We start from the raw sequence: 26,430 nt of genomic DNA on the forward strand, positions 1-26,430 counted from the left end.
CTCCGCCTACGCTTCGCTGAAATTCGGTGCACAGGCCCCCGCAGCCGTCACGCCCGTAAGCCATGGACGAACTGCTGCGGGTGGCCCTACGCGCGCTTTCGGTCAAGCGTCGTGGTCGGTTTTCCGGGTCGCCGAAACGCGGATGAGCGTGTGCCCATCGAGTTCCTCGGGAACGTCTGGAAAACCTGATGGGCACAAGTCTGGAACTGCGCGGTTCAGCGTATGTTGCGTCTCCCATACGATCTGGCGCACTGCGGCGCTGGCGAGATTGCCAGTCACCTCAATATCGTTGATCTGGAAGCCATGGTTGTCGCGAGTAAGCGCGTCGTAGTCTTCGTCAAGTTCCGGGTCGACGTGGATAGCGTCTGTATTCGCCATCTCGTAGACCACGTATTCGCGTGTTCGAAATTCGCGGTTCGTTGGGAACAGGACGTGGTCCTCTGACCACCATTTTTTGAAGGGCGTAGTGGAGGGCGGTCGATTGCGATACGCACCTCCCAGTGGAGCAATGATCCGACCGCCGGTCGTCAAGCCCTTGTAAATCTTGATTCGTGTTAGGCCGTAGCCGTAGCCGTGGTCGGCATCATCAGGCAGTCGATCAGCGGAATCGGTGAACATCAGCGAGTCCAGAGATGCGACATGGTCGATTTGCCGGTCAGTCAGGAGACCGCGCAAAAGCGCTGCAAGAACAATGATTTGGTCGTCGTCGCCGTCGTCGTAGGCTGCCGCAGCCTTAGAGAGTAGGCGATAGCGCCGGGCGAGTGCCTCACGCAGTTGCGCGGAATCACGGGGAACGGACGGTGACCCCTCCCTACGGGAGCGATGGCTCATGTGCCGAGACTACTAACATCAGACGTTCGTTGAGCGGGTGTCTACGCTGACGATCTACGCGGTCGATTCGGTGAACGTCGGCAACCAGGCCCCGCACTCGTCACAGCCGTAGTAGCTGACCAGGGTCACCAGGACCCGGACGAAGGCCACTGCGTCGGCATTGCTCACGTGCCGCAGTGCGGCCGGGGCCTCCGGGTCGTTCAGTGGCGGCGGGCAGCCGCAGCTCCCGCAGTCGCAGCCGGTGGTCTCGCCCGCCATGGTCATCTCAGCGCGCAGCATCGCCCGGCCCTGTAGTGCCAGTCGACCACCGCGCGGGGCGGCACAGCGTCGGGGCCGTCACAGGGAGCCACCGCCGACTCATCGCGTCGTCCATGCCGGGACGGGCCGAGCAGTGCCCTCGCGGCGTCGGCGGGCCGCGTCGAACGGACTCACAACGGTCATGCGCTGGCCGATGGAATGCGCCAGCACGTCGTAGGCCACCACCGCCGCCGCTACTCGGTCGGGCTGGTGTTGCCCGGCCCCCCAGGTGACCGCTTGGGCCTCGAAGTCAGGCAGGTACGCCGGTCAGCCTGGCTCGGCCCGTTTCGAGTGCCGCCAGCAGGCCGGTGGACCGGGCCACGGCGTCACCCTCGGTTACCAGCCGCGTGTAGGTGGTCGCAGGATCAACCCCCACAACGATTTTCACTGTGCTCGAGGGAGCGGCGGGGAGCCGCCACTCGGGTGCACGACTCATGGCTTTGTCACCTTCACGATGACTGGGTCGGATGCCTGTACCTGCGAGCCCGGGGTGGGCTCGATGGAAACTACAGTCCAGTTTTTCGGCAGGAACACATTCGAGTAATTGGGGTTGGCAGAGCTGAGCTCGACGTTCGTTAGTCCAAGAGCTTCGAGTTTGCTCTTCGCGATCGCGGCGTTTGTGCCAACAGCGATGTCGGGAATGGTGATCCCGCTCGCCGCGGGGACCGTAGCGGCAGGCGCAACCGAAGCTGCCGGGGTGGGTCCAGCAACCGTCACGGTGCTGGGAGCGACGGTCACTGTGCTTGGGGAAGCGGTGACAGTTGACGGCGCCGAAGAGTTCGGTCCTCCGCAACCGGCCAGCGTGACCGTGGCGAATGAAGCGGCGACGAGCAAGCAAGCGGTGCGAGAAAGAATCACAGACCGGGACACTACTAACTTAGCAGTTAATTAGCAGTAAATTGACAGAAATTTGCCGCTATCGCGGGCCGGAAATGCTCAGTGATGCGTTCGGTGGGCTGGTCATGTTTGTTGATAGCTCCAGATCTCAAGTGCCGCAGGAGAACCGACGCACCGAGGTCGATCGGTACAGCAGCTCGCCCTCGTACAAAGAAACGGAGTGCGAACCGTCGGCTAGGGTGATTGACGTTTGCGTCGACAGCTGAGGAGCCGACCATGGGAATCGCGGACCTGGCGCTGGGAGCCGCGCCACTGGCCGGAGGTGCGCTGCTCGGCGTCGCAGCAGGCCAGATCAAACCGCCAGACGTGCGGGCTGCGATCAAGGCCGACATGGACCTGCTGGACCGCATCCCCGCCGAGCAGACCGAACGGCGGGCCGAGTTGCAGCGCGTGATCGACATGCGGATCGATGAACTCGTCGCAGGCATCGATCGCAGCCGCCAACTCAAATCGATGGCGACCGACTACGCCTTCAATCGGGAAGGCCGCCTGCGCGACATCCTCGTCTTCATTCTGGCCGTGCTCTTCGCCATCATCTGGTGGAACGTCAGGCATTCCCGCACCGGCTGGCTGCCGATGTTCATCGCGCTGATCGTCTTCGCCGCATTGTCGGGCTGGTACGCGCTGCGCGGCATCATCCGGGCGCTGGCGCCGGCCATGCGCCGCAACAAGAAGGCCGGCGACGCCGCTCAGTAGTGGTAGGTGTCCGACGGCGCCGATACGTGGTCGGGATCGTCGCCGAACATCGACGGGTGGATGCCGTACGCCTTCGCCAGATCCAGGATCTTGTTGGCGCGGGCGATGCGTGGCAGGTCCGAGCCGTTGCGGATTTCGCCACCGTCGCGCTGAAACTCCGCGAAAAACTCTTGGGCCCAAGCGATTTCGTCCAGTGACGGGGACAGCCCCTCGTTGACTGTCCCACACTGCTCGGGGGTCAGGCAGATCTTGCCGGTCATGCCGAACTCGATGGACACCGCGGTGGCCTCGCTGAGTTTGCGCGAGCTGGACCCGATGGTGGGGCCGTCGATGGCGCCGGGCAGGTGTGCGGCCTTGGCGGCGATGGTGAACCGCGAGCGGGCGTAGGCCAGCGTCGCCGGGTTGTCGCCGAAGCCGGTGTCACGCCGGAAGTCGCCGATACCGAACGCCAGCCGGAACGTGCCCTTGGCCGACGCGATCTCGGTGATGCGCTCGAGTCCGCGGGCCGTCTCGACCAACGCGACGATCGGCACGTTGGGCAGCCGCTTGGCGGTCTCGGTGACGTGGTCGACGGACTCGACCATCGCCAGCATGATGCCGCCCACCGAGGTCTTCGACAGCATCTCCAGGTCGTCGGCCCACCACGGTGTGCCGAAGCCGTTGACGCGCACCCAGTCGGTGTTGCCGTCGCCGAGCCAGCGGGCCGCGTTGTCCCGCGCCGAGTCCTTGTCCTTGGGCGCTACGGCGTCCTCGATGTCGATGATGACGATGTCGGCGTTGGACCGGGTGGCCGGCGAGAAGCGGTCGAACTGCACTCCGTTGACCAATAGCCAGCTGCGCGCGAGTACCGGGTCCAGTCGGGATCCGTGCTCGTTGGCGTCGGGTTCGTAAGTGCTGGGCTGGTCATACACATGTCAATCGTCCCGCACAGCGGGAGTCGGGCCAGCCCCGGGGTTACTTCAGCGCCGTGCCGAACACGCGTTCCATCGCTTCCCAGTGTCGCTGCGCCGCGGCCACGTCGTACGCGCCGACGTTGTCGGGCACCGCGAAGCCGTGCGCGGCGGGATAGAACTCGACAGTGTGCTCGACGCCGGCGTCGGTCAGCGCGCGGTCCAGAATCTCGCCCTGCTCGGCGGTGAAGGACCCGTCGTTCTCGGCGGCGGCGACGTAGACGACGGCGCTGATCCGGTCGGCGCGCAGGTGTGGGCTGTCGTCGGTGTCGCTGACCAGCCCGCCGCCGTGGAAGGACAGGACCGCGGCAACCCGGTCGGGCAGCTTGCCGGCGATGACGAACGAGGTGCGGCCGCCCATGCAGTAGCCGGTGGTCCCGAACTTGTCTCCCGTGACGTCGGGCCGCGCCGCCAGATAGTCGAAGAAGGCCGCCGCGTCGGCCGCCATGATGTCTTGGGTGACCTTGCGCATCATGCCGAATAGCCGCCCGCGTTCGCTCTCGTCGGCGAACGCGGTGGCCATGTCGAACGGCGCCCACCCGGCTTCGCGGTAGTAGATGTCCGGCACCAGCACTACGTAGCCCAGACCGGCCAGGCGCGCTGCCATGTCATCGAAGGTCTGCCGCGGGCCGCCCGCGTCGGGATACATGACCACCGCGGGCCACGGCCCGGTGCCCTCCGGCGTTGCGACGGTGACGGCGCAACTGCCGTCGGCGGTGGTGATGGTGTCCTTGGTCACGGGCATGGCTTCCGTTCTACTCCTTGCCCCGGAACGTAAGCTGAGGGCGTGGCTGTGCCGACTCCCTATGAAGACCTGCTGCGCCTCGTGCTCGAGCAGGGCACGCCGAAATCTGATCGCACCGGTACCGGCACCCGCAGCCTGTTCGGTCACCAGTTGCGTTATGACCTGGCCGCCGGGTTCCCGCTGCTGACCACCAAGAAGGTGCACACCAAGTCGGTGATCTACGAGCTGCTGTGGTTCCTGCGCGGCGACTCGAACGTGCGGTGGCTGCAGGAACACGGCGTCACGATCTGGGACGAATGGGCCTCGGAGACAGGCGAACTGGGACCTGTGTACGGCGTCCAGTGGCGGTCCTGGCCGACACCGTCCGGCGAGCACATCGACCAGATCAGCGCGGCGCTCGAGATGCTGAAGACCAACCCGGACAGCCGGCGCAACATCGTCTCGGCGTGGAACGTCGGCGAGATCGCCCAGATGGCCCTGCCGCCGTGCCACGCGCTGTTCCAGTTCTACGTCGCTGACGGCAAGCTGAGTTGCCAGCTGTACCAGCGCAGCGCCGACCTGTTCCTCGGTGTGCCGTTCAACATCGCCTCGTACGCGCTGCTCACGCACATGATGGCCGCGCAGGCGGGCCTCGAGGTCGGCGAGTTCGTCTGGACCGGCGGCGACTGCCACATCTACGACAACCACGTCGAGCAGGTGCAGCTGCAGCTCTCGCGCGAGGCCCGGCCGTACCCGGAACTTGTTCTAGCGCCGCGGGATTCGATATTCGACTACCGGTACGAGGACATCGCGATCGTCAACTACGATCCGCACCCGGCCATCAAGGCTCCCGTTGCCGTCTGACCCCGAACGTGAAGAAGATGGCGTGTTTTCGGCTGAATTTCGCGAACAACTTCACGTTCGGCTGATGCCGTGAAGCTGATCTGGGCCCAGGGCAACGGCGGCGTCATCGGCCGTGGCAATGACATCCCCTGGCAGCTGCCCGAGGACATGGCGCACTTCAAAGAGCTGACCCTCGGCTCCGCGGTCGTGATGGGCCGGCTCACCTGGGAATCGCTACCCGCTCGGTTCCGGCCGCTGCCCGGGCGCCGCAACGTCGTGGTCAGCCGCGACGCCGACTATGCGGCCGAGGGCGCCGAGGTCGTGACGTCGTTGCCCACCGAAGTCGACGGCTGGGTCATCGGCGGCGCACAGCTGTACGCGCTGGCAATGCCGTCGGCGACGCGGTGCGAGGTCACCGAGATCGACGTCGACGTGCCGGACGGCGACGCGTTCGCGCCGGCGCTCGACGACTCGTGGACGGTGACGTCAGGGCAGTGGCAGACCAGCAAGACCGGGTTGAAGTACCGGTTCTGCAGCTACCGGCGTCAGCTGTAGCCGGCCGGCACGAGACGTCCAGCGCCCGCTACCCGGCGTCGCGGCAATAGGGACGTCGTCGGGCGAGAAGTCTGACGCGCTGGCATCATCTGTGACATGAAGCGACTGGTGAGCTCTGAGCTCAACGTCGATGTGCTGGAACCGACCACGTTGGAGTTTCAGATCGCGGTCGCTCAAAACCCCGGCGCCACAGTCACGGAGGCGCTGTCATTTGTGTTGAACGGCAACTCAATAGAGCCTCGAGAGGTCTGTGGAGCACACGGAACCCGCATTCACACCTTCGAGTCGGCCCCGGGCAATCTGCACGTCCAGTACTCGGCGACGATTGACGGGCACTGTGACCCGGCTTCGGTGACTGAATACGACAGGACGCTGTACCTGCGGCCCAGCCGATACGCCGAAGCGGACAGGCTCTACGGCTTCGCCGCCGCCGAATTCGGCCAGCACTCAGACGCCGCAACTCTGTTGGACAAAATCTGCTACTGGGTTGGATATCGGCTGAACTACGTTCCCGGCTCCAGCGATCCCATCGACGGCGCCGTCGACACCATGCTCGCCGGAAGAGGAGTGTGTCGGGACTACGCTCATCTGGTTGTCGCGCTGCTGCGCGCCGTGAAGGTCCCGGCCCGCCTGGTCGCCGTATACGCGCCAGGTTGTGTGCCGATGGACTTCCACACCGTCGCAGAGGCGCTGGTCGACGGACAGTGGCGCGTCGTAGACGCGACAGGACTGGCTCCCAGACAATCCCTGGTCCGCATCGCGACAGGCCGCGATGCCGCCGATATCGCCTTCCTGGACAATCACAACGGCGCCATCAACCTGAACCGCGTCGCGGTCACGGCCGCCACTGATGGCGATCTGCCCATCGACTCGACCCACGAACTGGTATCGATCAGCTGACCCGAGTTCGGTGAGGCGCCACGAGGTCCACTGCGGTCGGGCCGCGGGCCCCGGCCAGTCGCACCCCGCGGGTTACTGGCCGGCCGGCGACACGTCCAACCCCGTGCCCTTCACCGACGACTTCGCGCGCTTCTCGGCGCGCACCGCCCGTCCGTTGCGGACGAATCCGGTGGGGGACACCGACGCCGACAGCAGGATGCCCTCGCCGCCCACGAACGGGTGGAACGCGACCCCGGCGCCGCCGCGGCCCTTGACCGGGATGTCGGCGACTTCGGTTACCTTCCAGCCCTTTTCGGAGGTGGACAGGATCGCTTCGCCGTTCTCGCACGAAATCGGTAAGGCCGCGATCACAGCGTCTTCTGGGTCACCCGCCACCAGCTTCACGCCCGCGACGCCGTTGCCGGCCGCGCCCTGCGGATTCACCGCGGCCGGGTCGATGCGCAGAATCTTGCCGCGCCGCGTCACCAGCGCCAGGTGATAGCCGGGGGTCAGCACGCCGGAGCGCAGCAGCCCGGTGATGTCCGGCGCCACCGGGATGTCACGCGTCTTGAAGGGCAGGCCGTTGCCATTGGTGAACTTGACGCGCCCATCGGTCCACACCGCCCAGCCCAGCCCCGAGGTGAGCAGGTCGCCGTGGGTGTCGGAGAACACGCCGCGATCGTCAAGGCGCCAGTTGGCGTTGACTTTTCGTTCGCGGGGGCCGTCCTCGTCGGAGCTCGATGCCGTCGGGGTGCCCTCGGAGTCGAGCACTGTGCGACGGTCGAATTCGGGCCCGGCGAACAGCTTCGCCGTCTCCTTGAGTTCGTTGTCGATCACCACCCGCCGCGCGTCCGGGTTCGACACGAGCTCGGTCAGCTCGGCGAATTCGGCATCCAGCTTGTCCGCCTCGGCCTGCAGCTCGATGACGTCGAGTTTCGTCAGCCGCCGAAGCTGCAGTGCCAGAACATAGTTGGCCTGCTCTTCGTCGATGTCGAACCGCTCCTGCAGCCCCCGCCGGGCGTCGTCCACGGTGTCCGAGCCGCGGATGACCGCGACGGCCGCATCGATGTCCAGGTGGATCTTCATCAACCCGGCCACCAGATGCCTACGGGCGGTGACCTTCTCCAGCCGGTACTGGCTGCGGTGCAGCACCACCGAATCGCGCAGGTGCAGGAATGCTCCGATGAGCTCCCGCACCGTCCACCAGCGCGGGACGCGGTCCTCGTCCAATGCGACGAGGCTGGCGGCGAACGTGGACTCCAGCGGGGTCAACGCGAGCAGCTGGTCGCGAATGGTCTCGGCGGCGTGGCCGCGTTTGGCGGTGACGACGATCCGCAGCCCGTTGCGGCGGTCCGTCAGGTCCGACATGTCGGCGACACCGGCCAGCTCGCCCGACTCGACCAGGGCCCGGATCCGGTCCTGCACCGTGTTGCTCGCGACACCGGGCGGTAGTTCGGTGATCACGACGTTCTTGCCGTCGACCGACAGCGTGCCGCGCACCGTGAGCGCGCCCCGGCCGGTGGTGAGGTACTCGCGCAATCCCGCCGTGCCGACCACCGTCGAACCGCAGCCCCAGTCGGGGCCGGGAATCAGCTTGGCGAGCCGGTCGTCGGTCATGTTTGGGGTCTTCAGCAGCGCGCGGCAGGCCGCCATGACCTCGCGCGGGTTGTGCGCGGGCACCTTGGTGGCCCAGCCTTCGGCGATGCCGACGGCGCCGTTGCAGAGCAGTACCGGCCACTGGGCCGGCAGCATCGTGGGCTCGATCCATTCCCCGTCGAAGGTGGGCACCATCGGGACGGCGTGGTCGTCGAGTTCGGCGGTCAGTGCCGCCCCGGCCGCGGACAGCCGCATCTCGGTGTACCGGTCGGCGGCGGGGATGTCGCCCTGGATGCGCGGGAAAGCACCTTGTCCGTCAATGACTTTCACGCGCTGGAACTCGGCGGCCAGCAGCGCCGCGGCGCCGTACATCGACGCGCCGCCGTGCGGGTGCAGGTTGCCGGTGACGGCCGAGCAGACCTTCGAGGACTTCTGCGGCTTGTTGCCGGGCAGCAGTTTCGAGTCGTGCATCTGGTACAGCAGCCGGCGCTGGCCGGGCTTGAGACCGTCGAACGCCGACGGGATGGCACGGTCGCTGACGCTGTAGAGCGCAAACGTCAGCTGGTAGTGGTTCCAGTAGTCGTCGGCGCTCTGGTCGAGGACCAGATCCGGATTCTGTTCAGGAACGTCCAGGGTCGAGGTCACGGTTGACTCTTTCTAGTCCAGGTCCAGCGCAAGTGTGTCGACGACGGCGGCCACCTCGGCCATCCACGTGCGTCGGCCCTCGGGCGGCCCGCCGAACAGGGTGTGGTGCAACTTCTTCTCGCCGTCATCGAGGTGTACGCGAATCACGGTGCGCCGCTGCGGATCCAGGACGGTGTTCCAGAAGTCGTCGGCGTCCATCTCACCGAGGCCCTTGTTGCGCTGGACCTCCACTCGGCGTTTGGACCGGGCCTTCAATTCGGCGACCGCGGTATCACGCTCGAATTCGTCCTGGCAGTAGATCCGCTCCTGGCCGTCCTTGACCACGAACAGCGGGGGCAGCGTCACGTAGACCATGCCGGCCGCGACGAGCGGCCGGTAGAAGTCCAGGAACATCGAGATGAGACTCGAGTTGATGTTGCCGCCGTCGGGGTCGGCGTCGGACGCGAACAGGATCCGGTCGTAGCGGCACTGCTCCGGGTCGCAGTTGTCGCGCACGCCGCAACCCAGGATGCGCTCGATGGAATCGAACTCGTCCTTGACCCGGGCCTTGTTCACGGTGAACCCGTAGACGTTGGGCGGCTTACCTTTCAGCGGGAAAGCCGCCTGGAAGGTGGCGTCCCGTGCCGCCTTGATGGTGCCCAGTGCGGAGTCGCCCTCACACAGGAACAGTTCGGCGCCCGACCCGCGGCCTGTTTCCCGGCTGGGCAGCAGCTTCGGCGGCAGCGACAGGTTGGTGCCCAGCCCCTTGGCTTTCGACGCGGCCCGCGACCGCGCCTTGGCGCCCTCGGCGCTGCGACGCGCCCGCGCCGACTCCAGCGCCAGCTTGGTCCACAGCGACACCGTATCGGCGTTGGCCGGGCTCGCGGCCCAGACGTTGACGCTGCGTGCCACATCGGGTGCCATCGCGACATTCAGCGAGCGCGACGAGACCGCGGTCTTGGCCTGGGAGTCCCAGCCGACGTCCGGGGCTCGGGTATCGACCGCCAGTGCGGTGACCGCGGCGAAGTCCTGGGGTTCGGGGCCGTCCTCACCCTTGGCCAGGCCCAGGTCCCGGATCCGGGACGCGCGATCGGCCAGCGCTTCCGACAGGCCCTTGATCGCGGCGGTCAGGTGCGATCCGCCACCGGGCGTGCGCACGGTGTTGCAGAACGCGGCCACCGTGGCCGGCTCGGCCGGGCCGGCGGTCAGCGACCAGCGGAACGGGGTGGGGCCGCGCCCGGTGGTGTATTCGCCGCGGCCCTCCACCACGGCGCGCACCGGGGGCAGGGGAGTGCCGGCAGAAGTGCACATGAGGTTGAGCAGCGCTTCGGTGCCCCACGGGCCGTTGAACGGCTTCAGCAGGGCGGCCGGGACGTCCTCGCCGGGCCAGCCCTCGTCGACGACGGTCAGGTGCACGCCGGGGCACATCCGGGCGGCGGCGTGGGCGCGCAGCAGCACCTCGGCGATGTCCACGCTGGCGTCCGGCACGACGGCCGGGTCGAACAGGATGCGCACTGTGGTGCCGTGGGCGTCGGGCTTGCGGTTGCCCGTGCCGCGCAGTTTCTGGTTGTCGGCGCGGGTGAACTCGGCGTTGGGATCGAAATCCTTACCCTCGAACGTGCCGGGGTAGCCGTGGCCGAAGCTCTGCAGGTAGGTCTTGCCGGCGCGGCGCACGGTGACGTCGGTGCGCGCGGAGATGAACACCGCGGCCGCGGCGCCGATGCCGTTGAGACCGGCGCCGGTGCTGGTGGCGTCGGTGTGGGCCGAGAACTTGCCGCCGGCCCGCGCCGTGCCGAGGGTCTTGACGATGCCGTTCTTGCCGGTCAGCGGGTCGGAGTCGATGGGCAGACCGCGTCCGTCGTCGGCGACGCTGACCGAGCCGTCGGCATGCAGGGTGATGGTGACGGTGGAGCCGCCGTGGCTGGGGTCGGCGACTTCTTCGACCGCGTTGTCAACCAGCTCGCGCAGGGCGGTGTTGAGCACGTCAAGGCCCAGGTTGACCGCCGGTCGCAGGCGGGTGTGCTGGACGTCGTCGAGCTCGGTGATGTCCGCAGCGTTGTAGCTCACTGCTGGTCCTTTCCGTCAGGGCCGGTCGGGGACGACCGAAGCCCCAATACAGGGTGTGCCGCAGGAATGGTAGGCGGTTCCGCCGACAACCTTGCAGATCCATGCGCGAGTTTGTCGGTGGGCTGCGCCACGATGTGACGGTGGCAGTACTCACCACGGTCCAGGCCCGTCGCATCGCCGTCGCCGCCCAGGGCTTTCACGAACCCAAGCCGGCCGGTCCGGTAACCCGGGCGCACCTGAAACGTTTGATGTCCAGAATACAAGTGCTGCAATTGGATTCGGTATCGGTCTCGGTGCGGGCGCACTATGCGCCGGTGTTCAGCCGGCTCGGGCCGTACGACCGGGACGCGCTCGACGCGCTGGCCTGGAGCCACAGTGCGCGGTCGCCGCGGCAATTCATCGAATATTGGGCGCACGAGGCGGCATTGTTGCCGGTCGAGGACTGGCCGCTGCTGCGCTGGCGCATGCGTGAATACACCCACGGCCGCTGGGGCACCGAAATCGTCAAGCGAAACGGTGAGCTGGCCGAGAAGATCGTCGCCGCCGTCGCCGAACTCGGGCCGTCGACCGCGGGCCAGATCGAGGCTCACCTGGAAGCCGAACCCCGTGGCGCCAAGGGTCCGTGGTGGGGACGCAGTGACACCAAGTGGGTGGCGGAAGCGCTGTGGTCGTCGGGCGTGCTCACCACGGCCACCCGCGTCGGTTTCGCCCGGCACTATGACCTGGTCGAACGGGTGCTGCCACCGGAAGTGCTGGCCCGGGACGTCTCCGACGACGAAGCGGTCCGGCAGTTGGTTCTCAAGGCGGCCGGCGCGCTGGGCGTGGGTACCGAGGCCGACATCCGGGACTATTTCCGGCTGGGCGCCCGTCAGGTGAAACCGGCACTGGCGGCACTGGTCGCCGCAGGCGAATTGGAGCCCGTCACCGTGGACGGCACCCCGGCATACTTGCGCGCCGGGCAGCCGGTGCCGCGGCGCGATCGCGGGACGGCATTGCTGTGCCCGTTCGACCCGCTGATCTTCTTCCGGCCGAGAGTCGAGCGGCTGTTCGGGTTCCACTACCGGATCGAGATCTACACACCGGCGCCCAAGCGGCAATTCGGCTACTACGTCTGGCCTTTCCTGCTCGACGGCCGGCTGGCGGGGCGCGTCGACCTGAAACGTACGGGCGACGCACTGCACGTCGTGGGAGCGTTCGCCGAGGACGGCCAAGACCGCGCCCGGGTGGCCGCGGCCCTGGTCCCCGAGCTGACGTCGATGGCGACGTGGCTCGGGGTCGGCGACGTGACGGTCGGGGACCGCGGCGATCTAGTCGCCGAGCTGGCTCGGCAGTGCTAGCACCTAGTTCGCGGCGTGGTACGCCTCGACGATGTCGGCCTTGATGCGTCCACGGGCCGCGACGTCGTAACCGTTCTCCTGGGCCCACTCGCGAATTGCGGCGAGTTGTTCCTTCGATGACGCGCTCTTGGCGGCCTTCTTCGCGCGACCGCGGGACGTGCCGTTCTTGGCGGCGCGGCTGCTGGGTTCTGCGGGCTTCTGGGTCCGCGCGCGACGGCCACCGACCCTGGTGGCGGCGTCCAGGTACGGCGCCAAGGCCTTTTCGAATTTCGCCACGTTCGCAGCGGAAAGATCGATCTGGTAATCAACCCCACGTACCGAGAAGTTAATACGTTCACCGGTGTCGTCGGTGAGTTCAGTGCCGTTGATATCGTCAACAAGCTGGACGACAATGCGTTCGGCCACGAATGATCTCCTTTATCGGGGGTGTTCGGCCGGAAGTGTATCGACTGAAAATAAGGACTGCACCTCGGTGTCTCGATTGCCGGTAGTCCGGCGCCGGTTCAGTTCTATTCGCGCGGCAATCCGGCTGAATATCGGAATTCTCAATCGGTGGTAATTGCCACGGCCCCAAGCTGATTCGGTGCGTGTCCACAGACGGACGTAATCAGTCCGCGTCGTGGTGGCACACCGCTTCCAGCATGATGCCGAACGGGTCCAGCCAGAACGTGGCGAAGTAGGGCGGCGGATATTGGGGGAACGACTGCGGCGAATGGAGCACCTCGCCGCCGGTCCGCTGCACGAACTGGTGGACACGCTCAACCGCGGATCGCGTCCTGACCATAAAGGCCAGGTGCTGCAGGCCGGTGCGGTGCCGGGAGTAGTCGCCCGGGTCGGCGGTCGGATAGAAAAACAGGAAGGTGCCGGGTTTGCCACCGGCGGGGCGAAAGGCGAACTCGTCGGCGGAAGCGATGAACGATTCAAAACCTACCAGTGGCATGAATTCGTCGTAGTAATTCTTCGCGCGTGCGAGATCGGGCACATTGACGCCGAGATGACCGAGCACGTTCCGACTCTAACCGGGGGTGTTAACCGGTCCCTTCGTGCGACGGTTCGCCGAGTTCAGGCACAGCGCGACCGCGCAGCTTGTTGACGACGAACACGACCGTGCCGATGCCCAGCCAGACGATCCCGCCGATCTTGGCCAGGGAATCGGCGTTGAACAGCACATAGCCGATGATGACGAAGCCGAGTGCCGGCACCACCAGGTGCAGCAGATAGTTCTTCGACTTCTTTCGGCCCAGGTAGTACCAAACCACCGAAACGTGCAGCAGGCAGAAGGCGAACAGCGCGCCGAAGTTCACCAGTGACGAGATGAGTGCGATCTGGCCGACGAAGAACAGCACGAGCACCACGCTGATCGCACTGACCAACAGAATTGCGGCGAACGGCACCTTGCGCGCGCTGACCCGGGATAGGAACGCGGGCAGTTGGCGGTCGCGGCTCATCGAGAACAGCAGCCGGCTGGTTGCCGCCTGCGCGGCCATCGCGTTGGCGAAGCCCACGGCGAGCACGTTGACGACGAAGAACGCGTTCATCCAGCCGGTGCTGGACGCCGCTTCGACCAGTGTGAAGAACGCGTTGCCCGCTTCGCTGTCGCTGAACGATGCCCGGCCGCCTGCCAGCAGGCTGGCCAACCAGGTCTGGCCGATGAACAGGAATGCCACGATGAACAACGCGCCGATCATGGCTTTGCCTGCCGGATTCCGCGTACCGGTGGATTCCTCCGCCAACGTTGAAATACCGTCGAAGCCAAGGAAACTCAGCACGGCGATCGACAGGGCAGCAGCGATCAGCGGTGCGCTGACGGTGTCCGGATTCCAGAGCGGCGTGGTACTCCAGTGCACATTGGGCAGCGAATCGCCGTTGATGGCCCGCACCGCGATGACTACGAAGATCGCGAGAAACACGAGTTCGAGAACCAGGAACAACCGGTTGGCCATCTTCAGCGAGTCGACGCCGAGCAGATTGATCACGGTATTGACGAGGACGAACACCAGTGCCCACAGCCACCGTGGCGTGCCGGGGAACAAGCCGATCATCGACTCGGCCGCCAGCACATACAGCAGAGTCGGTATCAGCAGGTAGTCCAGCAGAATCGCCCAGCCGGCGAAAAAGCCTGCGCCGGGGTGGATTCCGCGGCCGACATACGAGAACACCGACCCCGCAAGTGGGAAAGACTTGGCCATCTGCGCGTACGCCGTCGCCGTGAACACCATGGCGACCAAGCCGATGAGATATACCAGTGGCACCATGCCGCCGGCACTGTTGTACACGACGCCGAAGATGGTCCACGGCGCAATCGGCACCATGAACACGAGGCCGTAGACGATGAGGTCGACGGTGGAGACGGAACGATTGAGTTCCTGTTTGTAGCCGAATGATTCGACGGTGCGCTGGCCTTCACCGGTTGCGACTCGGGTGGGTGTCATGGATGTCCTGTCGGGTCGAGCGAATGGGTTCAGACCAGGGCGTCGGCGGCCAGATCGTGGTTGGCGAGGAATGCGGCGACGACGGCGCGGAATTCTGCGGGCTTCTCCAGGTGCGAGCAGTGGCTGGTGCCGGCGAATACCTGGCTGACCGCATCGGGGATGTTCTCGACGTATGGCCGCCAGGCGTCGGGGGTGGCCTCGTCGAACTCGCCGGCGATCACCAGTGTCGGCGCGGTGATCTCGGCGAGCCGGTCGATGACGGTCCACCCGTTCAACGTGCCTACGACGTGAAATTCGTTGGGCCCGTTCATGGTGTGGTAGACGGTGGGCTCCGCTTCCATCTGTGCGATGGTGTCGGTCAAGTCCTGCGGCGTGGGTACGACGCGGCACAGGTGCCGCGCGTAGAACTCGTTCGTCGCGGCCACGTACTCCGGATCGGTGACCGTGCCCGCTTCCTCGTGCCGGGTCAGCGCGGCGCTGACGTCCGGTGGCAACTGCGTGCGCAGCTCCGCGCAGCCGGCCATCCAGAGTTCCATCGATGCGGGGGAGTTGCAGATGACGAGCGATGTCAGTCCCGAGGGGCGGCGCACGGCGATCTCCGCGCCCAGCATGCCGCCCCACGACTGGCCCAGCAGGTGGTACTCGTCGATGCCCAGCGCGGCGCGAACGGTGTGAAACTCCTCGACGAACAGCTCGGGCGTCCAGAACCCGGCAGGGGCGTCGGGCAGGTGGGTGCTGTTGCCGCAGCCGAGCTGGTCGTAGTGGATGACCGTGCGGCCGGTCTCGTCGGCCAGCTCGGCGATGTTGCGCACGTAGTTGTGCGCCATGCCCGGCCCGCCGTGCAGCACGAACAGGGGAAGCGCCACCGGATTCGGTGATTCTGGGGTGGTGATCTGGACCCAGGTCTCGTGTTCGCGGAACGGCACCCGGTGGCTGGTAGTCGGCATGACAGCCAGCATGTTCCATTAATGGTCTCGTCACAAGACCATTAATCGAGATTTAACAATTCGTGCCGATACTCTGTGTGGCGAAAGGAAGGGAGCCGGCGATGACGCATCTCCATGGTGTGGACGCCCCCGGCCTACTGGACCGTGAGCTCGAATCGTCCTCTCGGGTCGATGAGATCACCGACCGGCTGGTGACCGCCATCGCCATCGGCGAATACCTGCCCCATGCCCGGCTGCCCGCCGAGCGCGAGTTGGCCGCGTCATTGCGTGTCGGCCGGATGACGGTGCGCGCAGCGCTCGCGCGGCTGGTGGACCAAGGGCTGGTGGAGACGCGGCGAGGCCGTGGTGGCGGGTCGTACGTGCTGCAGCAATGGCCCGACTCGTCCACGGAAGCGGTGGCCCGCACCCTGAGAATGCGGGTCGACGAGATCCGGGACCGATGCGACGCGATCTGCCGGGTCCACGGTGCGGTGAGCCGCGCCGCCGCCGAATCTCGCACCGACGGTGATGTCGGCGTGCTGCGGCAGCGCCTGGAGGACTACCGCCAAGCCGAGAGCGGACTGGCCGCCCAGCAGGCGGACAGCGCTCTGCACCTGGCGATCATGGACGCCGCTCACAACGCGGTCCTCAAGCAGGTGCTGCTCGAACTGGAAGCGTCGGTCAGCATCGGCGCGCCCGCTCACGTCTGGGGCGAGCCGGTGACGATGCGGGCAATGGAACAACGGGCGCTGGGCGAGCATACGACGCTCGTCGACGCCATCGCCGAAGGCCACGGGGATGACGCCGAGGCGCTGGCGCGGGCCCACGTGGCCATCGACTTCGAGAACATCTCGACGGCCATGCGGCGTGCCGGGATGCTCATCGACTGATCCCGCCGCCCGCCGCCACCCGCGGGCGCGAGTGGGCGGCGGTGCAAATCTGAGTAGAACCAGCGGGTAATCTTGTTGCCCGTGAGCACCAGCGGAATTGATGTCAGCGCACGTGTGGGCACCGTGCTGACTGCCATGGTGACGCCGTTCGGCCCGGACGGCTCGATTGATCTGGCCGGTGCGAAGAAGGTAGCCAAGTATCTGGTCGACAAAGGGTGCGACGGCCTCGTCGTTTCCGGCACCACCGGCGAATCACCGACCACGACCGACGACGAGAAGATCGCCCTGCTCGAGGCGGTTCTCGAAGAGGTCGGCGACCGCGCCCGGATCATCGCCGGCGCCGGCAGCTACGACACCGCGCACAGCATCCACCTGGCGAAGGCCTGCGCCGCCGCCGGCGCGCACGGTCTGCTCGTGGTGACGCCGTACTACTCGAAGCCGCCGCAGGCCGGCCTCGTCGCGCACTTCACTGCCGTCGCCGATGCCACCGACTTGCCGGTAATCCTGTACGACATCCCGCCGCGCTCGGCGGTCCCGATCGAATGGGACACCATCCGGACGCTGTCCGCGCACCCGAACATCGTCGCGGTCAAGGACGCCAAGGGCGATCTCAACGGTGGTGCGCAGATGATGGCCGAGACCGGATTGGCCTACTACTCGGGCGACGACACCCTCAACTTGCCGTGGCTCGCCATGGGCGCCACGGGATTCATCAGCGTCTGGGGCCACGTCGCGGCCGCAGAGTTGCGTGCGCTGTTGTCGGCGTTCAATTCCGGCGACATCGCGACTGCGCGCAAGATTCACGTGGGCTTGCACTCGCTCGGCGAGGCGCAGAACCGACTGGGCGGCGTCACCATGAGCAAGGAAGGCCTGCGCTTGTTGGGCATCGAGGCCGGCAACCCCCGCTTGCCGCAGGTGCCCGCCACGCCGGATCAGCTGACGGCACTCGCCGCGGACCTGCGCGCAGCGTCGGTGCTTGCGTGACCAGACCCGACTTCGCCCCGCCCGGTCCTTTGGAGCCGGGCGGTCTTCGTGTGACGGCGCTCGGCGGTATCGGCGAAATCGGCCGCAACATGACCGTTTTCGAGCACCTGGGCCGACTGCTCGTCATCGACTGCGGCGTGTTGTTCCCGACGCATGACGAGCCGGCGGTCGACCTGATCCTGCCGGACATCCGGCACATCGAAGACCGGCTGGCCGACATCGAGGCGCTGGTGATCACCCACGCGCACGAGGACCACATCGGCGCCATTCCGTATCTGCTGAAGATGCGGCCGGACATCCCCGTGGTGGGCTCGCGCTTCACGTTGGCGCTCCTGGCGGCCAAATGCCGTGAGCACCGGCTCAAGCCGAACATGCAGATCGTCGCCGAGGGACAGCGCAGCACTCATGGTGTATTCGAGTGCGAGTACTTCGCGGTCAACCACTCGATTCCCGACGCCCTGGCCATCGCCGTGCACACCGGTGCGGGCACGGTGCTGCACACCGGTGACATCAAGCTCGACCAGTTGCCGCCCGACGGCCGGCCCACCGACCTGCCCGGTATGTCCCGCCTCGGTGAGCAAGGTGTCGACCTGCTCCTGTGCGACTCGACCAACTCCGAGATTCCAGGAGTCGGCCCGTCGGAGAGCGAGGTCGGCCCCACCCTGCACCGCCTGATCCGCGGTGCGGACGGCCGCGTCATCGTGGCGTGCTTCGCCTCGAACGTCGACCGCGTGCAGCAGATCATCGACGCCGCGGTGGCGCTGGGGCGCAAGGTGTCCTTCGTCGGCCGCTCGATGGTCCGCAACATGGGCATCGCCAAGGAACTCGGCTTCCTCAACGTCGCCGACGACGACGTCATCGACATCGGCGCCGCGGAACTGCTGCCGGCCGACCGGGTCGTGCTGATCACCACCGGCACCCAGGGCGAGCCCATGGCGGCGCTGTCGCGGATGTCCCGCGGCGAGCACCGCAGCATCACCCTGACCGCCGGCGACCTGATCATCCTGTCCAGCTCGCTGATTCCCGGTAACGAGGAAGCCGTCTACGGCGTGATCGACTCGCTGGCCAAGATCGGCGCCCGCGTCGTGACCAATCAGCAAGCACGCGTGCATGTTTCCGGTCACGCCTACGCCGGCGAGCTGCTGTTCCTGTACCGCGGGGTGCGGCCGCGCAACGTGATGCCGGTGCACGGCACCTGGCGGCACCTGCGTGCCAATGCCAAACTCGCCGTCAGCACCGGCGTGCCGGAGGAGAACGTCGTGCTCGCCGAGAACGGCGTGAGCGTCGACCTGGTGGGCGGCCAGGCCCGGATTGCCGGCGCGGTACCGGTCGGCAAGGTGTTCGTCGACGGCCTGGTGCTGGGCGACGTCGGCGACGCGACACTGGGTGAAAGGCTCACGCTCACTTCGGGTTTCATTGCTATCACCGTGGTGATCAGCCGCGAGACCGGCAAGCCGGTGGTGCCCGTGCATCTGCACTCACGTGGGTTCTCCGAGGATCCGAAGGCGCTCGAGCCGGGTGCCGAGAAGGCGCAGACGGCTCTGGAAGCCCTGGTCTCCGAGCAGGTTGCCGATCCCGCGCGCATCGCCCAGGCGGTGCGGCGTGCCGTCGGCAAGTGGGTCGGCGAGACCTATCGGCGCCAGCCGATGATCGTGCCGACGGTCCTCGAGGTCTAACGCTTCTGCGCCAGGGCCGACCATTCCAGGTCGGATGTGGGCAGCCCGCGACCGGTCGGCCCCACATATCGGTCCCGCACCTGGTCCGGGCCCAGTTGGTCGAGAAGCTGCCAGCCGTACCCGTCGAGGAAGTGCGCAGCCTCGTCGGGAGGTAACCCGAACTTCCACACCTGACTGCGCTCACGGAATCGGCGATACAGCGACGGCGCGGCGGAGATGTCCACTCCGTCGATGAAATCGCGCTGCACATACGTGAAGTCGAGCCGGCTGCCGGCGGGCGCGGATCGTAACTGCTCGAAGGTGCTGTCGATGGCCTCGGCGCTCAGGTACTGGGTGACGCCTTCCCAGATGAAGAAGGTGCGGGCGTCGCGACGGTAGCCCTGGCCGGCCAGGGCAGTCATCAGGTCGTCGCGCTCGAAGTCGACGGCGACCAGGTGGACCGACGGTGGGGGAGTGCCGAAAACCCGACTCAGGACGGCGCGTTTGCGCTCGATGTTCACAGTCTGGTCCACTTCGAAAACCGGCGCGGTGCTGCGGCGCGACAGCCGGCAGCCCCGGGTGTCCAGCCCGGCGCCCAGCACCACGACGGCCTCGATCTCGCCCAGCGCCGCCATCAGGTTGTCGTCGGCATAGCGCTTGCGGCACGCCATGTTGGCCCACATGCCAGGCGCCGACCGGTCTGACGCGGCGACCATGCGGCGCCGCACCGGCGACCAGCGGGTGGCCGCCACCAGCGCGCGAAGGCCTTGTGGCAGAAAAGAAGCCGCCAGGTCGTCGTCGGCGAGACGACGCCCTGGCGGCTCATGCTGTTCGATCGCGGCGAGGACCATCGGCCCGAAGGCCGTCAGCGCCGCTGGGTTACCAGCCATGTCGATATTCTGTTCCTCGCGCAAGCCCTCGTCAGCGTTTGTTGACGAAACCGGCGTCCACCGGCAGCGTCACCCCGGCGATGTACCGCCCGGCGTCCGACACCAGCCACGCCACCGTGTTGGCGATGTCCTCGGCGTCGAGGACCTGCACGGGCAACGCGTTGGTCATGTTCGGCGCGGATTTGGCCGCTTCCGGGTCAGCGGTCAACTGGCTCAACCACTTGCGGGTGAAGTCGTTGTCGATCATCGGGGTGTCCACCCCGGCCGGGTGGATCGAGTTGACCCGGATGTTCTGTGAGGCAAGCAGATTCGCGTACACCCGCATGAGGCCGACCATGCCGTGCTTGGCAGCGGCATAGCCCACCGAACCGGCCATCGGTGAGGCCAGCCCGACCAGTCCGGCGACCGAGCTGATCAGCACGATCGACCCGCCGTTGCCGGCCTTGACCATGGGCCGCATTGCCACTTCGACAGTGTTGTACACGCCGGTCAGGTTGACGTCGATGACGTCCTGCCAGGCGTCCTCTCCGGCCATGGGTGCGATGCCCGCGTTGGCGATGACGATGTCCAGCCGCCCGCCGAATTCCTCGACACCGGCCTTCAGCGCGGCCTTCAAGGCCTCGCGGTCGCGGACGTCGGCCTGGGCGGCCACGATCCGGGCCCCGTTCTCCTCGACCAGCTTGACGGTCGCAGCCAGATCGTCGGGTGTGGCCATGGGGTAGGGGACCGACGTGATCTGGTCGCACAGGTCGACCGCGATGATGTCGGCACCCATGGACGACAGCTTCACCGCGTGGGCGCGACCCTGGCCGCGGGCCGCGCCGGTGATGAAGGCGACCTTGCCGGTCAGCTCAGCCATCGCACGTCCTCTCGGCTCTTCGCGCGAGCGCTCATCACTGACCCCGCAGTTGGCCCTTGGCCGGATCGCCGGCGACCACGGGGGCGAGCATCTTGATATCGGGCGCGCCGTCGAGGTGCTCGCCGATGGCGCCGAACAGCTTCCCGATGGCGGGCGCGGTGCTGTGGGTCTTGATGGCCTCCGCGTCGGCCCACTGCTCGACGAAGACGAAAGTGCCGCCGTCGCCCTCGTGCAGTGAGTAGAGCTCGCAGCCCGGCTCGCCGTGGACGGCGTCGACGGCCTCGATGCACGCGGTGCGCACCAGATCGACGGACTCGGGCTTGGCTTTCATGGTGGCGACGACAACGACCGGCATGAGCGGACTCCTCGATAGATAGCTGGGCTAGACAGGTGTCCACGTTAACCCGAAGCTTGGACCGGGTGTGACGTGGCTCCCACTGCTCGGTGAACGGCGGATATGCGGTTCAGGTCGTGACCTAAGCGTTACGTGTGTGGCAGATGGTGCAGATGGGGTGACTGCGACTAGGCTGGCAGCCATGGCGAGTAAAACCGCAACGAGCTCAGCTAACCGGGCCAAGGCCGGGTCGGCGAATCGTGGCGCAGCCGGTTCGGGGGCGCGTTCATCGAAGTCAGGCAGTGGAAACTCGGGGCGGGCGACACGTCCGCCGACCCCGAAATCACCTGCTCGCAAGCCGGCCCGCAAACCAGCGCCCCACCCATCTCCGGTGGCTACCGCCGGTGCCGCGGTGGGTCGTGGTGCCCGCGCCGGCTGGCTGATGCTCGCCAAGGGTGCCGGAACCACCGCCCGCAGCGTCGGCCGCGCGCGGGAACTCGAGCCCGGGCACCGTCGTGACGGCATCGCGCTGGCACTGCTCGGCGTCGCCTTCCTGATCGCGGCCAGCTCGTGGTTCGACGCGGCCCGACCCGTCGGTGCGTGGATCGACTACGGCGTGCGCACGGTCATCGGATCCGCGGTCGTGGTGCTGCCGGTCGTGCTGTTGGCGTTGGCCATCACGCTGATGCGCACCCACCCGAACCCCGACGCGCGGCCGCGGCTGATCCTCGGCGCCGCCATGATCGCACTGCCGGTGCTCGGGCTGTGGCACGTCTGGGCCGGTGGGCCCGCCGCGCCGGGGGAGCGCCGCGGCGCCGCCGGGTTCGTGGGCTTCGTCATCGGCGGACCGCTCTCGGACGGGCTGACCGTCTGGATCGCCACGCCGCTGCTCATCATGGGCGTGCTGTTCGGCCTGCTGCTGGTCACCGGCACGACCATCCGCGAACTGCCGGACACGTTGCGCTACATGGTGTCGGGTCGCCTGCACGCCGCGCACGACGACGAGTACGACGCACGGGCGGGCTACGCCGACGACGACTTCTCTGATGATTTTTCCGATGGCTACTACGACGACCCGACCTATTCGCGGGACGAGCCCGAAGCCTGGCCCGGTTCCGATCAGACCACCGCGGCCATGACGCGGCCGCTGGGCCGCACGCCGATGGACAACTATCCGGTCGAGCCCGCCGCGGACGAGGCGCCGACGGCACCGGAGCCGGCGGCCAAGCCGCGCCGCCGGAAGGCGCAGAACGTCGCGGACCCCGTGCCCACCAAGGCCAAGGCCCTGGACAAGGCGCTGGACAACGCTGCGGACACAGCGCCGGCCAAGGACGACAGCCTGACGCTCGATCGCGTCATCGAGGGCGATTACACGCTGCCGCCGCTGGACCTGCTGGCCGATGGCGACCCGCCGAAGCGGGTCGGCCGCGACAACGACCGCATCATGAACGCGATCTCCGAGGTCATGGAGCAGTTCAAGGTCGACGCCACGGTCGTCGGCTTCCAGCGCGGCCCGACCGTCACGCGCTACGAGATCGAGCTCGGGCCCGGCGTCCGCGTCGAGCGGTTCACCCAGCTGCAGCGCAACCTCGCCTACGCGGTGGCCAACGAGCACATCCGCCTGCTCGCACCGATCCCCGGCAAGTCCCTGGTCGGTGTCGAGGTCCCGAACAGCGACCGCGAGATGGTGCGGCTCAAGGACGTGCTGAACGCGCCGAGCACCCGCAAGGATCACCACCCCATGGTGTTCGGCATCGGCAAGGACGTCGAAGGCCACTTCATCAGCTACAACCTGGCCAAGATGCCCCACCTGCTGGTGGCCGGCTCCACCGGCTCGGGTAAATCGAGCTTCATCAACTCGATGCTGGTGTCGCTGCTGCAGCGCGCCACCCCGGACGAGGTCCGGATGATCCTGGTTGACCCGAAGATGGTGGAATTCCCGCCATACCAAGGCATTCCGCACCTCATCACGCCCGTGATCATCGACCCGAAGAAGGCTGCCGCCGCGCTGGCCTGGCTGGTCGAGGAGATGGAGCAGCGGTACCAGGACATGAGCGCCAGCGGTGTCCGGCACATCGACGACTTCAACAAGAAGGTGCGTTCGGGCGAAATCACCGCCCCGCTCGGCAGCGAGCGGGTCTACAAGACCTACCCGTACATCCTGTGCGTCGTCGACGAGCTGGCCGACCTGATGATGCAGGCGCCGCGCGACGTCGAGGACGCCATCGTCCGCATCACCCAGAAGGCCCGCGCCGCGGGCATCCACCTGGTGCTGGCCACCCAGCAGCCGGTGGTGTCGGTGGTGACCGGTCTGATCAAGGCCAACGTGCCGTCCCGCATGGCATTCGGCGTGACCAACGCGACCAACTCGCGCGTCATCCTCGACCAGATCGGCGCCGAGAAGCTCACCGGTAAGGGTGACGGCCTGTTCCAGCCGTCGGAGGCGCCCAAGCCCATCCGTGTGCAGGGCGCGTTCGTCAGCGACGAAGAGATCCAGGCCGTCGTCGCCTACACCAAGCAGCAGGCCCAGCCGGAGTTCATCGACGGCGTCACGGTCAAGACCGTCGAGAAGCGCGAGATCGACAGCGACATCGGTGACGACATGGACGTCTTCTTGCAGGCCGTCGAGTTGGTCGTGTCGAGCCAGTTCGGGTCGACCTCGATGCTGCAGCGCAAGCTGCGGGTCGGGTTCGCCAAGGCCGGCCGTCTGATGGACCTGATGGAGACGCGCGGCATCGTCGGACCGTCCGAGGGCTCCAAGGCCCGCGAGGTCCTGGTGAAGCCCGACGAACTGGCCGGCACCCTGATGCTGATCCAGGGCGGCTCGGATGCGGTCGGCTCGGCGGGCGACGACCCCGGGTTCTGACGGGCGTTACCGCCGTCACATCGGTGCTGACCGACGGCGCGGATAACAACGTCGAGTGCTGGCGAGCGGCGCCGACTGTGGGAGGCTGGACTCCTAAGGAGGCTTTGCCGTGGTTGACATTTCGCGCACCGGGGAGCTCGATGCAGACGCCGAATCCGGTGGTCGCAGCTGGCCCGCGCTGACGGCGTTCACCGACCTCGGATTCCGGAAGTCGGCGGCGCAGCACGTGGTGCCGCTGTTGTACGGGCTTGTCATCGCCGGTGCGGTGGTTTTGTATCTGGCGGGCGCCGTGGTGGCGTTCGAGCTGGCCCCGCTGCTCGGCGTGTTCTGGGTGTTGCTCGCGGGCCCGGTCACCTGCGTGGCGATCGTGCTGGTGGCGCGGGTGGTCCTGGAGTCGCTGAGCGCGTTCATGGCGATGGGTCAGCAGGTCGACGAGCTGAACGAGCTGGTGCTGGAGATCGCTGAGCTGATGATCGGGGTATCGGACAAGATCGAGGTGATCCCGACGCTACCGTCGTTCGGCCGTGGTGGGCGGTCCCGCCGGCGGGCCGCGATCATGGACATGCGGGACCGGATCGTGGCGCGCCGGGCCGCCTCGACCGACACCGCCGACTAGCTACAGCGTGACGATCATCCGGGTGTTGCCCAGGGTGTTCGGCTTCACGTAGGAGAGGTCCAGGAACTCGGCCACGCCGGTGTCGTACGAGCGGCACATCTCCTCGTACACCTCGGCGGTGACGGGCGTGCCCTCGATCTCCTTGAAGCCGTGCCGGCTGAAGAACTCGGTCTCGAAAGTGAGCACGAAGACGCGCTGCAGCTCCAGCTCCCGCGCCACGTCGAGCAGTTGCGCCACCACCGCGTGCCCGACGCCCATGCCGCGCACCTTCGGATGGGCCGCGACGGTACGCACCTCGCCGAGGTCGGCCCACAGCACGTGCAACGCGCCGCAGCCGACGATCTCGCCGCCCAGGTCGGCCACCCAGAACTCCTGGACCGCCTCATACAGGGTGACCAGGTTTTTCTCCAGCAGGATCTTTCCCGCGTAGATGTCCACGAGGGCCTTGATTCCCGGGACGTCGGATGTCCGGGCGCGGCGAACCACCAGCCCTGTGGTGCCGGGTTTCGGTGCGTCGCTCACATGTGGAGGGTATCGGCTGCGTATGGCCCGGTAGGTGACCGGATATCCTGTGTCGGTGACAGGCCAGTCAGATACCGATCCGCGCGCCTCGGGCGCCGGCGTGGCGAACATCGCCAATCTGCTGACCGGACTGCGCATCGCGCTGGTGCCCGTGTTCCTGGCGGCGCTCTTCGCTGGTGACGGTCACGAATTCCGTTGGCGGATCGCCGCTTTCGTCGTATTCGCAGCGGCCGTCATCACCGACCGCTTTGACGGCGAGATCGCCCGCAGCTTCGACATGGTCACCGAATTCGGCAAGCTGGCCGACCCGATCGCGGACAAGGCCCTGATCGGGGCCGCGCTGATCGGGCTGTCGATACTCGGGGACCTGCCGTGGTGGGTCACCGTCGTGATCCTGGCCCGCGAGCTCGCGGTGACGCTGTTGCGCTTCGCGGTGATCCGGCGCGGCGTCATTCCCGCGAGCCGTGGCGGCAAGCTCAAGACGCTGGTGCAGGCGGTGGCGATCGGTCTGTTCGTGCTGCCCCTGCACGCCTGGCCCGCCCCGTGGCTGACCACAGCCTGGGTCTTCATGTGGGCTGCGGTGGCGCTGACGGTGCTCACGGGCATCGAGTACGCCGTCTCGGCGTTCCGTCGGCCCTGATTCGTGCCCTCGGGAACCAAAGCGGTGCGTCGCCGCGTTGGTGCCTACAAGACCGTGTAGAACGGGTGATCCGGCCGGGCTGCGCGGCTGTTGTTACTTGAAGGCGAAGGGGAAAAGCGATGACGACATCTGGGCAAGCGAAGCGCCGGGAAGCGATGTTGCTGCGTGAGGTCATCGGCGACGTGCTGCGCCAGGCCCGTACCGGGCAGGGACGCACACTGCGCGAGGTGTCCGACGGTGCTCGGGTGAGCCTGGGCTACCTGTCCGAGGTCGAACGGGGCCGCAAGGAGCCGTCGAGTGAACTGCTCGGCGCCATCTGCGGTGCCCTGGACGTGCCGCTGTCGCAGGTACTGGCCGACGCTGCCGAGCAGATGCTGCACACCGAGCGCGCCGAGGCCGACCGCACGGTGGCCAACATCGACGTCGCGACCAAGGTGGTCATCCCTCAGCATCTCGCCATGGCCGTTGCTTGAGTTAGCGCAGCCCGAACCGCAGCAAGACGAGCGTGGCATCCCGCCGC

Annotated in this window: 28 protein-coding genes; 12 read left to right on the forward strand and 16 right to left on the reverse strand. The window is 67.0% G+C overall.

Translation table 11 applies throughout. The annotated features are described in order from the left end of the window. Positions 1-102 precede the first annotated feature (102 nt). The 4 genes from AC3WTE_RS02065 to AC3WTE_RS02080 form a co-directional block, all read right to left on the reverse strand. Positions 103-831 carry a hypothetical protein gene (locus tag AC3WTE_RS02065; RefSeq protein WP_492435221.1) on the reverse strand — a complete coding sequence of 243 codons (729 nt, stop codon included), beginning with the start codon at positions 829-831 and terminating at the stop codon, positions 103-105. A gap of 54 nt (positions 832-885) precedes the next feature. Then, the gene (locus AC3WTE_RS02070; protein WP_492435223.1) at positions 886-1,110 is read right to left on the reverse strand and encodes a hypothetical protein; all 225 of its coding nucleotides are present in this window, start codon (positions 1,108-1,110) and stop codon (positions 886-888) included. Positions 1,111-1,378: 268 nt separating this feature from the next. Further along, positions 1,379-1,564: a hypothetical protein gene (locus tag AC3WTE_RS02075; RefSeq protein WP_492435225.1), complete on the reverse strand. Its 186-nt coding sequence runs from the start codon at positions 1,562-1,564 to the stop codon at positions 1,379-1,381. After that, on the reverse strand, positions 1,561-1,986 hold the full coding sequence (locus AC3WTE_RS02080; protein WP_492435227.1) for a PASTA domain-containing protein: 426 nt from the start codon (positions 1,984-1,986) through the stop codon (positions 1,561-1,563). The genes AC3WTE_RS02075 and AC3WTE_RS02080 overlap by 4 nt, the downstream gene beginning before the upstream one ends. A gap of 255 nt (positions 1,987-2,241) precedes the next feature. Here AC3WTE_RS02080 and AC3WTE_RS02085 point away from each other — a divergent pair, with 255 nt between their 5' ends. After that, positions 2,242-2,721: a hypothetical protein gene (locus tag AC3WTE_RS02085; RefSeq protein ID WP_492435229.1), complete on the forward strand. Its 480-nt coding sequence runs from the start codon at positions 2,242-2,244 to the stop codon at positions 2,719-2,721. Here AC3WTE_RS02085 and AC3WTE_RS02090 read toward each other — a convergent pair. Together AC3WTE_RS02090 and AC3WTE_RS02095 are read right to left on the reverse strand one after the other, a co-directional pair. Continuing rightward, the gene (locus AC3WTE_RS02090; RefSeq protein ID WP_459369713.1) at positions 2,715-3,632 is read right to left on the reverse strand and encodes an HpcH/HpaI aldolase/citrate lyase family protein; all 918 of its coding nucleotides are present in this window, start codon (positions 3,630-3,632) and stop codon (positions 2,715-2,717) included. The two genes, AC3WTE_RS02085 and AC3WTE_RS02090, sit on opposite strands and share 7 nt — an antisense overlap. Before the next feature lie 43 nt (positions 3,633-3,675). Then, entirely contained in the window at positions 3,676-4,416 is a 741-nt protein-coding gene (locus tag AC3WTE_RS02095; protein ID WP_492435231.1) for a dienelactone hydrolase family protein, read from the reverse strand. A gap of 42 nt (positions 4,417-4,458) precedes the next feature. On the opposite strand from AC3WTE_RS02095, the gene AC3WTE_RS02100 reads away from it, so the two are divergent. From AC3WTE_RS02100 to AC3WTE_RS02110, 3 genes are all read left to right on the forward strand, one after another. Further along, the gene (locus AC3WTE_RS02100) at positions 4,459-5,259 is read left to right on the forward strand and encodes a thymidylate synthase (protein WP_492435233.1); all 801 of its coding nucleotides are present in this window, start codon (positions 4,459-4,461) and stop codon (positions 5,257-5,259) included. A 69-nt stretch (positions 5,260-5,328) separates the two neighbouring features. After that, on the forward strand, positions 5,329-5,793 hold the full coding sequence (locus AC3WTE_RS02105) for a dihydrofolate reductase (RefSeq protein WP_492435235.1): 465 nt from the start codon (positions 5,329-5,331) through the stop codon (positions 5,791-5,793). Between the two features lie 96 nt (positions 5,794-5,889). Continuing rightward, positions 5,890-6,693 (forward strand): transglutaminase-like domain-containing protein, encoded by an 804-nt coding sequence (locus AC3WTE_RS02110; RefSeq protein WP_492435237.1) that lies wholly within the window; start codon positions 5,890-5,892, stop codon positions 6,691-6,693. Between the two features lie 72 nt (positions 6,694-6,765). Here the strand turns inward: AC3WTE_RS02110 and AC3WTE_RS02115 are convergent, their stop codons facing one another. Next, a complete protein-coding gene (locus AC3WTE_RS02115) occupies positions 6,766-8,913 on the reverse strand; it encodes a DNA gyrase subunit A (protein ID WP_492435239.1) in 2,148 nt (715 codons plus the stop codon). A 12-nt stretch (positions 8,914-8,925) separates the two neighbouring features. Then, positions 8,926-10,959, reverse strand: a complete 2,034-nt coding sequence (locus AC3WTE_RS02120; RefSeq protein WP_492435241.1) for a toprim domain-containing protein — start codon at positions 10,957-10,959, stop codon at positions 8,926-8,928. A gap of 101 nt (positions 10,960-11,060) precedes the next feature. Here AC3WTE_RS02120 and AC3WTE_RS02125 point away from each other — a divergent pair, with 101 nt between their 5' ends. Then, positions 11,061-12,296, forward strand: coding sequence for a winged helix-turn-helix domain-containing protein (locus AC3WTE_RS02125; protein WP_492435243.1), 1,236 nt, complete (start codon positions 11,061-11,063; stop codon positions 12,294-12,296). A gap of 3 nt (positions 12,297-12,299) precedes the next feature. Here AC3WTE_RS02125 and AC3WTE_RS02130 read toward each other — a convergent pair whose 3' ends face one another. The 4 genes from AC3WTE_RS02130 to AC3WTE_RS02145 all read right to left on the reverse strand — a co-directional run bounded on the left by AC3WTE_RS02130 (position 12,300) and on the right by AC3WTE_RS02145 (position 15,675). Continuing rightward, a complete protein-coding gene (locus AC3WTE_RS02130; protein WP_492435244.1) occupies positions 12,300-12,701 on the reverse strand; it encodes a histone-like nucleoid-structuring protein Lsr2 in 402 nt (133 codons plus the stop codon). Between the two features lie 202 nt (positions 12,702-12,903). Beyond that, positions 12,904-13,302: a VOC family protein gene (locus AC3WTE_RS02135; RefSeq protein ID WP_492435246.1), complete on the reverse strand. Its 399-nt coding sequence runs from the start codon at positions 13,300-13,302 to the stop codon at positions 12,904-12,906. Between the two features lie 22 nt (positions 13,303-13,324). Further along, a complete protein-coding gene (locus AC3WTE_RS02140) occupies positions 13,325-14,728 on the reverse strand; it encodes an APC family permease (protein WP_492435248.1) in 1,404 nt (467 codons plus the stop codon). A gap of 29 nt (positions 14,729-14,757) precedes the next feature. After that, positions 14,758-15,675: a proline iminopeptidase-family hydrolase gene (locus AC3WTE_RS02145; RefSeq protein ID WP_492435250.1), complete on the reverse strand. Its 918-nt coding sequence runs from the start codon at positions 15,673-15,675 to the stop codon at positions 14,758-14,760. Positions 15,676-15,776: 101 nt separating this feature from the next. Here AC3WTE_RS02145 and AC3WTE_RS02150 point away from each other — a divergent pair, with 101 nt between their 5' ends. From AC3WTE_RS02150 to AC3WTE_RS02160, 3 genes are all read left to right on the forward strand, one after another. Then, positions 15,777-16,544: a FadR/GntR family transcriptional regulator gene (locus AC3WTE_RS02150; protein ID WP_492435252.1), complete on the forward strand. Its 768-nt coding sequence runs from the start codon at positions 15,777-15,779 to the stop codon at positions 16,542-16,544. A gap of 81 nt (positions 16,545-16,625) precedes the next feature. After that, positions 16,626-17,528 (forward strand): 4-hydroxy-tetrahydrodipicolinate synthase, encoded by a 903-nt coding sequence (gene dapA, locus AC3WTE_RS02155; RefSeq protein ID WP_492435254.1) that lies wholly within the window; start codon positions 16,626-16,628, stop codon positions 17,526-17,528. Further along, on the forward strand, positions 17,525-19,204 hold the full coding sequence (locus AC3WTE_RS02160) for a ribonuclease J (protein ID WP_492435256.1): 1,680 nt from the start codon (positions 17,525-17,527) through the stop codon (positions 19,202-19,204). The genes dapA and AC3WTE_RS02160 overlap by 4 nt, the downstream gene beginning before the upstream one ends. On the opposite strand, the gene AC3WTE_RS02165 is transcribed toward AC3WTE_RS02160, so the two are convergent. From AC3WTE_RS02165 to AC3WTE_RS02175, 3 genes are read right to left on the reverse strand one after another with little or no spacing between them, the layout of a single operon-like run. Further along, on the reverse strand, positions 19,201-20,073 hold the full coding sequence (locus tag AC3WTE_RS02165) for an SAM-dependent methyltransferase (RefSeq protein ID WP_492435258.1): 873 nt from the start codon (positions 20,071-20,073) through the stop codon (positions 19,201-19,203). The two genes, AC3WTE_RS02160 and AC3WTE_RS02165, sit on opposite strands and share 4 nt — an antisense overlap. Before the next feature lie 31 nt (positions 20,074-20,104). Next, positions 20,105-20,932: a mycofactocin-coupled SDR family oxidoreductase gene (locus AC3WTE_RS02170; protein WP_492435260.1), complete on the reverse strand. Its 828-nt coding sequence runs from the start codon at positions 20,930-20,932 to the stop codon at positions 20,105-20,107. Between the two features lie 34 nt (positions 20,933-20,966). After that, positions 20,967-21,287 (reverse strand): putative quinol monooxygenase, encoded by a 321-nt coding sequence (locus tag AC3WTE_RS02175; RefSeq protein WP_492435262.1) that lies wholly within the window; start codon positions 21,285-21,287, stop codon positions 20,967-20,969. 181 nt (positions 21,288-21,468) lie between these two features. Between AC3WTE_RS02175 and AC3WTE_RS02180 the strand changes: the two genes are divergently transcribed. Further along, the gene (locus AC3WTE_RS02180; RefSeq protein WP_492435264.1) at positions 21,469-24,132 is read left to right on the forward strand and encodes an FtsK/SpoIIIE family DNA translocase; all 2,664 of its coding nucleotides are present in this window, start codon (positions 21,469-21,471) and stop codon (positions 24,130-24,132) included. A gap of 109 nt (positions 24,133-24,241) precedes the next feature. Next, positions 24,242-24,748 carry a DUF4282 domain-containing protein gene (locus tag AC3WTE_RS02185; RefSeq protein WP_492435266.1) on the forward strand — a complete coding sequence of 169 codons (507 nt, stop codon included), beginning with the start codon at positions 24,242-24,244 and terminating at the stop codon, positions 24,746-24,748. On the opposite strand, the gene AC3WTE_RS02190 is transcribed toward AC3WTE_RS02185, so the two are convergent. Beyond that, entirely contained in the window at positions 24,749-25,270 is a 522-nt protein-coding gene (locus tag AC3WTE_RS02190; RefSeq protein ID WP_492435268.1) for an amino-acid N-acetyltransferase, read from the reverse strand. It lies immediately after the preceding gene. A 55-nt stretch (positions 25,271-25,325) separates the two neighbouring features. Here AC3WTE_RS02190 and pgsA point away from each other — a divergent pair, with 55 nt between their 5' ends. Then, positions 25,326-25,910 (forward strand): CDP-diacylglycerol--glycerol-3-phosphate 3-phosphatidyltransferase, encoded by a 585-nt coding sequence (gene pgsA, locus AC3WTE_RS02195; protein ID WP_492435270.1) that lies wholly within the window; start codon positions 25,326-25,328, stop codon positions 25,908-25,910. A gap of 119 nt (positions 25,911-26,029) precedes the next feature. Next, positions 26,030-26,383: a transcriptional regulator ClgR gene (clgR, locus tag AC3WTE_RS02200; RefSeq protein ID WP_459369734.1), complete on the forward strand. Its 354-nt coding sequence runs from the start codon at positions 26,030-26,032 to the stop codon at positions 26,381-26,383. The last annotated feature ends 47 nt before the right edge of the window (positions 26,384-26,430 follow it).

It is taken from the genome of Mycobacterium sp. FW102-FHT13B02, assembly GCF_058790275.1.